Source organism: Desulfobacterales bacterium (assembly GCA_030066985.1).
Classification (GTDB): Bacteria; Desulfobacterota; Desulfobacteria; order Desulfobacterales; family JAHEIW01; genus JAHEIW01.
Map to the genome: position 1 here is coordinate 85,718 of JASJAN010000020.1, position 12,323 is coordinate 98,040.

At 47.9% G+C, this 12,323-nt stretch carries 13 protein-coding genes; 5 read left to right on the forward strand and 8 right to left on the reverse strand.

Annotation, left to right across the window (positions count from 1 at the left end; genetic code table 11):
- The first annotated feature begins 85 nt into the window (after nt 1-85).
- Complete coding sequence (locus QNJ26_11490; protein MDJ0986159.1) at nt 86-829, forward strand: J domain-containing protein; 744 nt, start codon at nt 86-88, stop codon at nt 827-829.
- A 259-nt stretch (nt 830-1,088) separates the two neighbouring features.
- Here the strand turns inward: QNJ26_11490 and QNJ26_11495 are convergent, their stop codons facing one another.
- From QNJ26_11495 to lgt, 8 genes are all read right to left on the reverse strand, one after another.
- Nucleotides 1,089-2,195, reverse strand: coding sequence for a uroporphyrinogen decarboxylase family protein (locus QNJ26_11495; GenBank protein MDJ0986160.1), 1,107 nt, complete (start codon nt 2,193-2,195; stop codon nt 1,089-1,091).
- A 307-nt stretch (nt 2,196-2,502) separates the two neighbouring features.
- On the reverse strand, nt 2,503-4,176 hold the full coding sequence (gene ilvD / locus QNJ26_11500; protein MDJ0986161.1) for a dihydroxy-acid dehydratase: 1,674 nt from the start codon (nt 4,174-4,176) through the stop codon (nt 2,503-2,505).
- Between the two features lie 193 nt (nt 4,177-4,369).
- Entirely contained in the window at nt 4,370-5,374 is a 1,005-nt protein-coding gene (locus tag QNJ26_11505) for an ABC transporter substrate-binding protein (GenBank protein MDJ0986162.1), read from the reverse strand.
- Between the two features lie 28 nt (nt 5,375-5,402).
- Entirely contained in the window at nt 5,403-6,152 is a 750-nt protein-coding gene (locus QNJ26_11510) for an ABC transporter permease subunit (protein MDJ0986163.1), read from the reverse strand.
- Entirely contained in the window at nt 6,142-6,834 is a 693-nt protein-coding gene (locus tag QNJ26_11515) for an ATP-binding cassette domain-containing protein (protein MDJ0986164.1), read from the reverse strand. Before QNJ26_11515 ends, QNJ26_11510 begins: the two co-directional genes overlap by 11 nt.
- 23 nt (nt 6,835-6,857) lie before the next feature.
- Nucleotides 6,858-8,045: a Xaa-Pro peptidase family protein gene (locus QNJ26_11520; protein MDJ0986165.1), complete on the reverse strand. Its 1,188-nt coding sequence runs from the start codon at nt 8,043-8,045 to the stop codon at nt 6,858-6,860.
- A complete protein-coding gene (locus QNJ26_11525) occupies nt 8,045-8,611 on the reverse strand; it encodes a flavin reductase family protein (protein ID MDJ0986166.1) in 567 nt (188 codons plus the stop codon). The genes QNJ26_11520 and QNJ26_11525 overlap by 1 nt, the downstream gene beginning before the upstream one ends.
- A gap of 22 nt (nt 8,612-8,633) precedes the next feature.
- Nucleotides 8,634-9,479 carry a prolipoprotein diacylglyceryl transferase gene (gene lgt, locus QNJ26_11530; protein MDJ0986167.1) on the reverse strand — a complete coding sequence of 282 codons (846 nt, stop codon included), beginning with the start codon at nt 9,477-9,479 and terminating at the stop codon, nt 8,634-8,636.
- Nucleotides 9,480-9,677: 198 nt separating this feature from the next.
- Here lgt and QNJ26_11535 point away from each other — a divergent pair, with 198 nt between their 5' ends.
- From QNJ26_11535 to QNJ26_11550, 4 genes are all read left to right on the forward strand, one after another.
- Complete coding sequence (locus QNJ26_11535; protein ID MDJ0986168.1) at nt 9,678-10,091, forward strand: hypothetical protein; 414 nt, start codon at nt 9,678-9,680, stop codon at nt 10,089-10,091.
- A 151-nt stretch (nt 10,092-10,242) separates the two neighbouring features.
- The gene (locus QNJ26_11540) at nt 10,243-11,265 is read left to right on the forward strand and encodes a tyrosine-protein phosphatase (GenBank protein ID MDJ0986169.1); all 1,023 of its coding nucleotides are present in this window, start codon (nt 10,243-10,245) and stop codon (nt 11,263-11,265) included.
- 245 nt (nt 11,266-11,510) lie between these two features.
- On the forward strand, nt 11,511-11,915 hold the full coding sequence (locus tag QNJ26_11545) for a PilZ domain-containing protein (GenBank protein MDJ0986170.1): 405 nt from the start codon (nt 11,511-11,513) through the stop codon (nt 11,913-11,915).
- A gap of 9 nt (nt 11,916-11,924) precedes the next feature.
- Nucleotides 11,925-12,314 (forward strand): response regulator, encoded by a 390-nt coding sequence (locus QNJ26_11550; protein ID MDJ0986171.1) that lies wholly within the window; start codon nt 11,925-11,927, stop codon nt 12,312-12,314.
- The last annotated feature ends 9 nt before the right edge of the window (nt 12,315-12,323 follow it).

Sequence of the window (12,323 nt, forward strand, 5' to 3'; positions counted from 1 at the left end):
AAACTGACCCAGGCGCAGTTGTACTTTGACAGCAAAGATATTAGAATGTATTTAAGTTTTAAATTTCAATCTAATCGCACCTGCCATGAAAAAAAACACAAGAAAAGACCTCGTTCTGTCATATGCGCATACGCATAAACGCTGCCTTTCCTGCGGCACAGACGAGAATATGAGTCGACGCAAATACTGTACAATCGATTGCCGCCAGAAGCTGCGCTACAGTTTGAATATGCGGACTGGTCTGTTAAGAGCACTCAGTACCAAGTATGCGACGTTTTATTTTACAACCTCCCTCATTTTTCTGGATGTGCTGCCTTACGGCTCCAAGAGCATATTCAGTTTTCTTTTCCCACGCAGCCCCGGTCTAAAACCGGTTGATGATTTCGCTACCCTGTCAAACCTGCTGGGAAGGGCATGGTGGGCTGAAAAACGCCGCACCAACAAGCGCTATATCGCAACACAGCATGTTTTGGAAAAAGCCAAAAACCAAAATTCTGGTCCCCATTCGCTTAAACCATATGAAATTGTGGAACCGGCCCGAATGGCCAAATCACTAACGTTTCTAAAATTGGCTCGCTCAGATCTGAATTCACCAGAGTTGCAAAGGATCATTAAAAGCGCCTACCGCCAGCAGGCCAAAACCCATCATCCCGATCAGGGAGGTGATGCTGCCGTCTTTTTGCGGGTTCAACAAGCCTATGAGCAATTAATGGACTGGGCTGAAAATCCAACGTTCACTCGCCGCCGCGGTTTTCCGGATAAGTGGTTTTATGAGGGCAGTACTAATCGGTGGATACAACCCGCCGCTATCAAGATAACCCCCCGATAACTTGTTTCAAACCGTATCTTTTCTCCAATGTCGGGGCTTCCACATTAGGTTGAGCCCGTTGGCCGGTTGAGCCGGTTGAGCCCGATAGAAAAGGAATGTCGCTTAATTTCAAATCTTACAGCAAATGAGCCTCGGACGCGTCGTTCTTTTGTAAGGAAATAGAAATTGATTTAAATTTTTCCTATATTTTTAATTAGGCCATCCTATTTTTAACGGGCAACGAACTAACAGGCTAAACCGGCTCAACGGGCAAACCGGCCTAACCGATGGCGGCGGCCACCATGGCCTGCACATTTTCCAGTTTGGCGTTGGCTGGAATATCACAACCGGACTGTAGAATATAGCCCTGTGGACCCAGCTGCTTGATCAAGCGAGTGCAGTAGGCGTGAACATCGTCCGGATTATCTAAAAACAGTTTCGATGCCGGTACATCCCCCATGATACACATATGATCGCCTAAAATTTCTTTGGCTTTGAAAATATCGGTTTCGCCATCGAGGGCCATAATACATTTTCCGCGGGGAAGCTCTTTGAAAATTTCAAGCTCACGCGTCCAATCAGAATCCAGGTGCAGCAGTGCAATCAAACCAGCATCAACGACCTCTGTGACCAGTTTGCGAAAATAAGGCCATACAAATCGTTGCCACATTGCCGGCGATAACAGACAGGGCGCCGCGCGCCACCCGCCTACCCAGACCAACGGATATTCCTTTTTTGTTGCGCGTCGAATAGCGGCGTCGGCCAGGTGCGGCAGAATGGTATCCATAACGGCTTCGACTTTTTCCGGTATGTCAATCAGATCGATGGCAAACTCCATCAGGGAGCGTGCCCCGCACAGCAGTTCAATGGGCGTGGTGATGTCGCCACCGCTGAGCACCGGTATGCCAATGGATTGCCATTTTGCACGAACGTTGACCGACTGCCGCTGTGGCGGCAGGTATTCCGGTGGCACATCATTGAGGATGCGTTCCCGCATCATTTTCTCAAAAAAGTCCAACCATCCATGATCCAGAATGCGATCATAATCATCGCGGTCCATCAGCTGGGTTTCAGTTACCTGCCACATTTCATTTTCGGGCAAATCCACCCCCGGCACGCGAACCTTCGCCATAAAATCATAGCACAGACCATAAGGCCAAAAAGCGCCATAGTTAATAGCATCCCCATCACCCACCAGCTCAAACGCTTTAATCATTGTATCAATATTGGTTTGCGGGCATTTTAAAAATGCGGCCATCGGCGTTTGTGTGGCATAGGCCGCAAACCCGGAATACTCTAAAACAACCGGTGTACGATCCGGCTCCTCCAGCGCAACGGCCTTTAGGATTCTTTCCAACCGCTGGTTGTATAGGTCTTCATTGCTCATGCAAATAGTTTTGGTGTTGATTTTATTTTTTGTTCACCGCAGAGACGCAAAGGCCGCAGAGAATTTTTTTCTTGGCCTGAATTCCTGAGAGGGAAAATCAGGCCAAACAATCTGCCTTGAGCAAATAAAAAGTATTGTATTCTTTGATGTAATTTAAAAGGCACAAACCCCAAAAATCCATTTGGAGTAATGAAACCCTGCCCGCAAAGCTGAGGTTTTAAGTTTTTCGGCCTCTCAACGAAAAACTTAAAGATAATTATCTCTGCGATCTCTGCGTCTCTGCGGTGATAGAAAAAGGCTACCAACGCTAACGCTGGAAAACTGCTCCTCGATCAGCGCTGGAAACCATCTGTGTGTAGCGGGCCAGATAACCGCCCTTGACTTTGGGCTCAAACGCGGGCAGGGTGGCAATCCGATTGCGGATTTCTTCTTCTGATAATCGAACATTCAGGCGTTTTTGTGGAATATCGATTTCGATGATATCGCCATCGCGCAGTGCTGCAATCGGCCCGCCAGCAGCTGCTTCCGGAGAAACATGCCCGATAGCGGCCCCGCGACTGGCTCCTGAAAAGCGGCCGTCGGTAATCAGTGCTACTTGCTTATCCATCCCCATACCGGCGAGCGCAGATGTGGGTGACAGCATTTCGCGCATGCCGGGCCCTCCTTTTGGCCCTTCATATCGAACCACGATGACTTCACCTTTTTTAATCTTCGCATCCATGATGGCTTCAAACACGTCTTCTTCAGAGTTGAAAATATGGGCTGGACCGGAGTGGGTCAGCATTTCCTCAGATACCGCCGCCTGCTTTACAATGGAGCCATCAGGCGCTAGATTGCCGCTTAAGATGGCCAGCCCCCCGCCGCGGTGGACCGGCTTTTCAATTGAACGAATGACCGCATAATCTTTGACCCCGGCCTTGATGTCGGTCAGCATTTCTCCGACGGGTTTTCCATAGACGGTCGGTGGGTCTGTTTTGATGAGCTTGGCTTTGTGTAATTCTGCCAATATGGCAGGGATACCACCAGCATAAAATAGATCAACAACATGATGGGGGCCGGCAGGCGCAATAGAGGTCAAATGAGGGACCATGGCGGTGAAGGGATCCAGATCTTTAAGGGTTAGGTCCAGACCGGCATAATAGGCCAGTGCCGGAATGTGCAGCGCCGTGTTGGTGGATCCACCCAAGGCCATATCAGCCGCAATGGCGTTGTGAAACGCATCTGCTGTCATGATCTCGCGTGGTTTCAAGTCTTTTTGGACCAACTCAACGACTTTGTAGCCGGTTTCTTTGGCCAACCAGATGCGTTCGGAAAAAACAGCCGGTGCGCTGCCGTTGTAAGGCAGCGACATGCCCAACGCTTCTGAGAGATTGCTCATGGTATTGGCAGTGAACATCCCCGAACAGGAGCCGGCACCAGGGCAGGCAGCGCACTCAAATGTATCCAGTTCTTCTTCGGAAATTTTTCCGCTTTTAAAGCGACCGACAGCTTCAAAAACTTTATCCAGCCCCGTATCTTTACCATGTACTTTGCCTGGCAGCATCGGCCCGCCGGATAAAAAAATCGCGGGAATGTTCAATCGCGCGGCAGCAATCAGCATCCCCGGTATAATTTTGTCACAGGATGCCAGCAGGACTAAACCATCAAAAGGATGGGCAACCGCCATGGTTTCTACGGTGTCGGCAATCAATTCCCGGCTGGGAAGTGAATACTTCATGCCATCGTGGTTCATGGCAATGCCGTCACAAATGCCAATGGTATTGAAGACCAGCGGCGTACCCCCGGCTGCATATATACCGGCTTTGACTGCATCGACCAGCTTATCCAGATGCATGTGCCCCGGTATGATCTCATTAAAGGAGTTGGCAATACCGATGATGGGCCGCTCCAACTCCCAGTCCGTAAAGCCATCTGCTCTCAGTAAAGAACGGTGGGGTGCTCTTTCGGGCCCTTTGGTCATTAAATCACTTCGTTTGCTCATTGTTCTGTTCCTTTTTTTCAAATACTTAGTTATCCGGAAAAACTCAGTTGAATACGCCCGTTACAATTTTACCACGAAGAGCACGAAGATAACGAAGGGAACACATGATTTTACTTTTGTCTTTTCACGTCCTTCGTGCCCTTCGTGGTTATATATCCATCAGTAGAGCTTTCTGCATAGTGGTATTCCAGTACTATTTGTTAATCGGTTTCAACAATTTTTCCACATATACCCTGACGGGGATCAGCTTTTGGGCCAGCATGATTTCTTCAGTTTGCTGCCAGGCGGCCACATCTATGGCGCCAAAGTCAAATTTCGCTAAGGGCATCATCAAGATGCGGGTGGCGGGCAGCTGCTGCCGAACGATCTCTTCGGGTGTTTCTTTATTGTATTTTAAGATCAGGGCGACGGCCGTTTCGGTATTGGCCGGGTCCAATGCCTCCCGCCAGCCTTGAAGCAACGCTTTGATAAACCGCTGAACTGTTTCGCGTCTTTCTTCAAGCATTTTACGGGTGGTGACCACTGAGTTGGCCACAAAACGGATCCCCATTTTGTTAGGGTCCATGAGATCAAAGCGTTCCCCCGCTTTTAGTAGCTTAGCACCGATAATGGGCGCTTGGGCATTACGATACAAAGGCCACAGATCAACTTTGCCCTGGTAGAAAGGGGTATAATCATAGCGCACACTGAAAAGAGTGACGTCATTTTCTTGAATGCCGTATTTGGCCAGCAGCGCACGCATGATGGTTTCATCATTGCCCCCATGGGTAATACCGATGGTTTTACCCTTAAGGTCCTGAGGCGTATTTAGCGGTGTTTTGTCCGGGCGATATATCCAATGCAGCGGATTGGTCTGGAAAAGCTGAGCGATGACCACAATCGGTGAACCTTTTGATACCGCCCTGATCACCTGGTCGGCTGATGCAACGCCAAACTGAGCATGACCCAATTCGAGCTCCTTTATAGCGTCTTTTTCTGGCCCCCCGGGTTTAACATTTACCGCCAGGCCCTGTTTTGCGAAGTATCCGTTGTCAAGGGCATACAGGTCTCCGACCACGCTGACATTATACAGCCACTTAAGACGGTAACTGACTTCTTCCAGCGGTTTTTCAGCGTCCGGTGAGCACCCTACCAAAAAGAGGATAAGGATCATAACCATTACTGGCAAACCAAAACGATCAAACAGTTGTCGCTGCATCAATTCCTCCAGTTGAGCCTTGAACCTTTTAAACGCTGCCGATGCGCTTTTTCACAACTCTACCCAGCCATTCTAGAAACACCAAATAGACGGATGTGCAAATCCCGATTAAAAAAAGAGCAACCAGTATTTTTGCCAGATCGCTCTGGTATAAGGCAATCCGGATACTGTATCCGATGCCGGCATTGGCTGCAATAAATTCGGCCACAATCGTGCCCACCATGGCCAGGGTGGCACTTCCGACAATAACGGTAATTAGTTTATGAATATTCTCAAAAGCCCGTATTTTAACCTGAAGCTGCCAGTTCATCCTGCGCGTGGATTCAAAGAAGTGTTCGATTTCTGTTACCGGCTCTGATAATATTCCGATGATAGAAAGCAATAACGGAAAATAGCAAATCATCGCTGCAATCAGTAAGCGGGAAGAAAGCCCATCTCCTAAAAGGATAAAAATAATCGGCGCCACGGCCACAATAGGGTAGGCCTGAATATTGTAAGCCGCCACGCGGATAAAAGAACCGATCCAAATGGTTAACCGTCCGATAATGCCCACAACCGTTGCCATGCAAATGGACAGCAGGTGGCCCAGAACGGCCACTGCAAGCGTGTTGAGCACGGCCAGCAGGTAAATTCCGAAATAGCGTCGAACAGTCATGCCGATTTCGCCAAAGCCCGGGATGACGTAATCGGATAAATTCAGACCATATTTTACCAGCATCAGACCGGCAAAACCGATAAAATAGATCATTAAAAATTGATAAATACGCCTATGCAGCATTAACGATCTCCAGCATGCATTGCTCCAGATCCTTTTCAGCGAGCGATTGACGGCCATTAAAATCCTGACCTTGAAGTAAAACAGCCTGAGGATCTTTATGATGGCTGCGCAGAACTAGGATCTGTTTGCAAAATTTTGAAACCTCAGCCACATTATGGGAGATGTATAAAAAGCAGCGTTCGGGATACAGGGCTTTGATTTTTAATATGATTTTCTCTTTGGTGATTTCATCCACATTGGCCAGGCTTTCATCCATAACCAGCAGTTTAAAGTCCTGAAGCAGATAGCGGGTTAAATTGGTTCGGTTTTGCTGGCCCAGGGATAGCTGGGCAAAACGGGAATTTAAACAAGAATCAAGGCCAAACGAATCCACCAATTCTTCCAGGCGTTTCCGGTTGGATGCGGGTGTGATGTGGGTCAGATGCTCATGAACACTGGACCATCCCGGGAGCCTTTCCAGATTATACGTGTATAATACTGGGTCCATTTGATGCAGCTTAATTTTTCCGGAATATTCATTAAGCTTACCAGCAATCATTTTCGCCAGAGTGGTCTTGCCCACCCCCGAAGGGCCAAACAAAGCGTGAAAGCCGGGTTCGGTCACCTGGCAGCTCAATTGCCGGAAGACATGTCTGACAGATCCCGGATAGGTATAAGTTAATTCGGAGATGTCAAGCTGCATTTTCTCTCTTAGCTGAAACGGGTTTAAATATAAATGATAGACTGCTCTGTCAGCGTCAGTCTTTTGAGACCCTCGGGTGTCATGACATAATCATCCTCCAGTCCGACAACGCCTTTTTGGGGAAAAACGAATTTGGGCTCCAGAGCCAGCACCATGCCAATTTCCAGCCCTCCGTCAAAACGCGGAGATATGATGGGGTATTCATCAATTTCCAGACCGATACCATGTCCGATAAAATTAACCTGCCCCTCTCCAAATCCCATGAAAAAATCTGCCAGGCTATCGCTTTTGGCTTTTTGCACAGCTGCCGCATATAGCTCAGCGCAGGTTTTGCCCGGTCGCGCTATATCAACCACAAGCGCCAGAATTTCCTGTGAGCAGTTATGGGCCCGCTCTAAGTGTTCCGCAAGCGTGCCGATCACATAGGTTCGAAACTGATCGCCGACATAGCCGTTAATGGCTACCCCATAGTCGACCCCAATGGGTTCGTTTCGCCGTATCTTGCGAAAGCCGGCACCCTGAGCCATAGCCGGTGTATTACCGCTGCCGCCGTGGGGGCTGTTTAGCAGCGATATGGTCGCGCCGCTGCGGCCGGCGAGCACATGCGCGTGGGTCATTTCCTGGTTCCAACCTCGCATGCGTAGAGTGCCCATATGGCCTTCTCTGCGGGCAACCATGGCCAGATGTCCGTCGATTTCCAGTTCGGTCATGCCTTCCCTAATGATGCTTTTAAGTTCCGTTAACCCTTTGTGTAGGACAGCGGTTGCTTTTTTAATTTGCTCAATTTCATAAGCCGATTTAATCATGCGCAATCTGCGGATGATGCCCGATACATCCGTCCATTGGCACAGTGAGACAGCTTTTTGAAACCAGAGATATAGACTGGCCGGCAGGACATCCATTTCCAGACCGGCTCTGTCCAAGCGATTGAAGCCAAAATCTTTTAAAATATTCGGGACCTCGCTCTTATTATTGATAGGGACAATATGTTTTATCGAAGATTCCTGTTCGGCGCGCTTGGCATTCTTTAATACCATCAAAATGGGTTCACCGTTTGCAGGCACAAATAAAACAGCGGATTGAATTGTTCCGCTGAAATAAAACAGATCTGCATTCTGCAGAATAAAGGCCCCATCCAGCCGGTTATCGCCCAGTCGGGTTTGGAAATTGCGGATGCGCTGGTGTATTTCCTGGTGGGGGACGGTTTGCATTATTTTTGCTTCATTTTTTTGCCGACATTCCAGCACCTGGCCAGCGCTTGGCCAATTGACCAGTATTGTACGCTACTCATGTCAAACAAGAGGGGTTTTACACGGCCAAGATCGACCTTACCGTCCACGAGCACGGAATCTTCGGCGTAAGTTTCCACTATTTCACCAATAAACAGATCATGGGAGGGGGTGTCGTAGACATCATAAAGCTTGCACGCCATGTTGATCGGGCACTCGCTGATCATGGGTGCGCTTTCCAGCCGACCGTAAAAAATGTCAAATACATTGGATTTATCCGTTTTCTTACCACTGACGAGCCCCACATAATCGGTGGCCACTACCAGATCTTCCGATGGGATATTGACACTAAAGGCTTTGTTTTCTTTGATACCGGCATTGGTATAGTGGGGCTTTGCCATGCTGAGTGATATCAGAAAAGGTTTGGCGTGGTTAACGATTCCGATATGGGCGATGGTGATGAAATTGGGTTTGCCTTCGACCATCGCGCCGACGATGGTGGTCGGTGTCGGATACAGCACATTGATGGCGTCAAGGGACTGCTTCATGATGTCTCTCCTCGAATGGGCATTACACCCGTTGTTGGGTTTTGTGCAAATATAGATACAGGCCGAATCCGGCGGCAATCATCAGTGCACAAAGAAGTTGGCCCATGGATAACGATAGAAAGATAAAGCCGATATGGGCATCGGGCTGGCGAAAAAATTCAATGAAAAATCGCACTGTCCCATAACCGATTATATAAAAAGCGAGCATAGTGCCACGGGGTTTTTTAATGTTACGGATGCTCCAAAGAATGACAAAAAGGAAAATACCCTCAAAAAAAGCTTCATATAACTGGGATGGATGCCGCAGGGCTGTATCCGGTGCCTGGGGAAAAACCATACCAATCGGCGCGGTCGTTACGCGTCCGAATAATTCCCCATTCATAAAATTTCCAAGCCGGCCAAAGGTATATCCAAGGGGCACCACGGTAAAATATAAATCCATCACATCCCAGAATTGGAGGTTGTTTTTGCGGATGTACCATGTGACAGCCAGTAGCGCCCCAATCAGACCGCCATGGTAGGACATGCCGGAGATGCCGGTAAAGGCAAAGCCATTGGAGAGCGAAAACGGCAAAAAGATTTCAAGCGGGTGGCGCAGATAATAGGCTAAATTATAAAACAATACATAGCCCAGACGCGCACCGATTATCAGTCCCAGGATGGCGTAGGTTGTGATATCGTTAACTTGCTCTTTGGTGAACGTGAAGCGCTCTTCATGCCTGATGCGATACAGCACAAGGATATAGGTCATGGCGAAGGCCGCAATATAAGACAATCCATAGTACTGGACCTTGAACCAGCCGATTTCAAATAGAACCGGGCTTATGTTTTGCGGCAGATGCTGCCACCAATCCCAGAATTCGCTCATCAATAATGGGCTTTTGCTCCTTTCCGTTTTTTCGGCTCATAATATGGTATATAATTTTTAATGTCAAAGTATCACCAGGGTGCATGGGGCTAGCATGGTGCGGGATAATTTTTAGTTGAAATAATTTTTGGGTGTGGAATACTAGAAGATATATCAAAACTGTTTTAAGGCTAATACCTTCAGCCGTTTGGATACACCATGTTTGATTCGCAAGATCGAAGAATCCATTTAGGGCTGCTCATTATTCGATTGGGTCTGACAGCTGTACTTTTATGGCATGCCTTGCCCAAATTATTCGACGGCTTGCAACAATGGAAAAATGTCGGAATGGGTCTCAGCGCCATTAATATCGGATTTCCACCGGTGGTTGTTGGCTTTACGATTTTATTTCTGGAAACTTTGGGCGCAGTAAGCTTTGTTTTCGGCTATTTTTTTCGAGCCGCGTGTATCATTTTATTCGCTATATTTGGTGTTTATTTTTTTCTGTATTTGCAAAAACCGGGCTATGATACACTGATGCTGTGGTCCTTGGGCCTGGCTGTTGTCTTTTTAGGTCTGGTTTATGTGGGGCCCGGGCGCTATGCCATTGCCGTTAAACTGGAAAAAAAGTAGAACCTAAAAGTTGAGCCCTTCGCCTGACGAAAGCCTGCCTGAAACGATCTTGCCGGTCTGACCGCGACATAATAGCATCATGCATATTGGGTATTTCAATGGGCTCTGCAGGCTTAACCGGTCAACCGAATTGCTTAGCGGGATAAATTAAATGACTATTTTAGAAACGACTGCGCCTATCTCTGATGTCTCTGCCGACCGCAACAGCAAGGGCGAGTTGATCATCAGCTGGCAAAGCAAACGTAAACAGCTGCCGATTTCCGTTTATCACGGAACAACACCCGAAACCATTCAGTCTAAAGTACCTTTTAAGATAACCAAAGATCCGGCGGCGGTCATCAGATCGCAACTGGACCCCACGGTTCCCCATTATTTTAAAATTTTATTTGAAGGGAACAATGCGATCACCGTGGGTGAGCGGCGTCTGCCTCTGCAAGAAACCGTAAACACCAGAGATCTTGGTGGGTATGAAACCACCGATGGCCGCCGGGTTAAATGGGGTAAAGTCTTCCGCTCCGATCACCTGGCCCGACTGACCGATAAAGACATTGCTTTTTTGCAGCGTCTGAAGATTCAAAGTGTTTGCGATTTTCGCACCTTGGTTGAAGTCCGCAACCGGCCGGATCGTTTCCCAGCAGGTGACAGCGGATCATACGTTCACTTGCCTGTCAACCACCTTCAATTTGAACCGGGCCTTTTATTTGAAAAACTAAAAAATGGGGATGCCGATTGGTTAACTCCTGAATTTTTAATTGAAGGCTACCTGTTAAATGTGGATCAATTTGCGAGCACCTGGGGTGAAGTATTCAAGCGCCTGGCAGACCCGGCGCATCTGCCGCTGATTTTTCACTGTACCGGCGGTAAGGACCGGGCCGGCGCCTGTGCGGCTTTGATTTTACTGGCCCTGGGGGTACCCGAAAAAACCGTCATCAGCGACTACGGGCTATCCAATATTTATATCGCCGATGTGGTCAATCAGATTTACGATCAGTTCGATATTGATGCCCAATATCGGAAAAAAATTTCTCCCTATTTTTCGGCCCCACAGTACTGCATTGAAGCCATGATTTCGCATCTGAATGAGAAGTATGGCTCTGCGATGGCCTACCTCGCATCGCGGGCGGGGGTAACTGAGGAGATGCTGCAAACAATCAAGTCTCAGTTGCTCGAATAAAATATCCGCACAACACTCCGCTTACCGTCAGCTTCTGGCGTACCGTCTGGTAATTCCGCAGCAGCTGCATGCCTGCTGCCAGAGGCCAGTAGCCAGCGGCCGGCAGCAATTAGCCGTTCCAATCTTAAATTGACATTGTGGTTGAAAACCTTTAATATCGATTTTGCTATGCAAAACAAGTAATTGACACATCGGAGCAGTATCTCCATTTGGCGGTCTAATTCACTTACAAAAGGATCTCGGCAATGGAACCTTCCGATAAGCATCCCAAAGATCCGAATATTTCCGTTGTAACCGCACGCTTGTTTGAAATCATTTTAGATATGCCCTTCAAAGATCGCCGAATTCTTTTAAAAGACCTGGAAGCAAAGCATTTACAGGGCCGAAGAAAATTTTCTCGTAAGCCTTATTTTATGCCAGTGGACTTTGTTACGCTGGATCGTGCCTTTAGCGGGTTTATTCAAAATATCAGCACGGGGGGTATGTTGATTGAAACCCGCGAATTTGTGCCCGTCGGCCAGCAGTTGACGCTATCTTTCATGCGACCCAAATCCAGAGAATTTATCAAAGTAGGCGGGCAGGTGGTGCGCACGGTTTCTGCGGGTTTCGGTGTTAAGTTTGATGCACTTTTAGACGGCGTTTCAAAATAAAGGTGTCCAATGAAAAAGAAAATATTGGTCGTTGATGATGAAGATTTCCAGAGAGATCTGCTGAATAAGCTGCTGAGCAAGGCCGGATATTCAGTGGCTGAGGCTGAATCACCGGAAGTCGCGCTTGCGCTCATGAGAAAAGAGGATTTCCCGGTTATTATAACCGATTTGATTATGCTCGATATGGACGGAGTTGAATTTTGCCAGCGAATCAGAGAGAGAAACTCCCAGTCAGTCATTATCGCGTTAACCGGTTATGCGGATTTGTATGATTTGCAAAAACTAAAGCAGGTCGGCTTTGATAATTATCTGACCAAACCTATCAAGCTGGATAAGATCCAACCGGTTGTTGAGGCAGGGTTTGAAAAAATAAAGCAAAGAAAAAAATTCGGTCGCTAAACCTGCAGG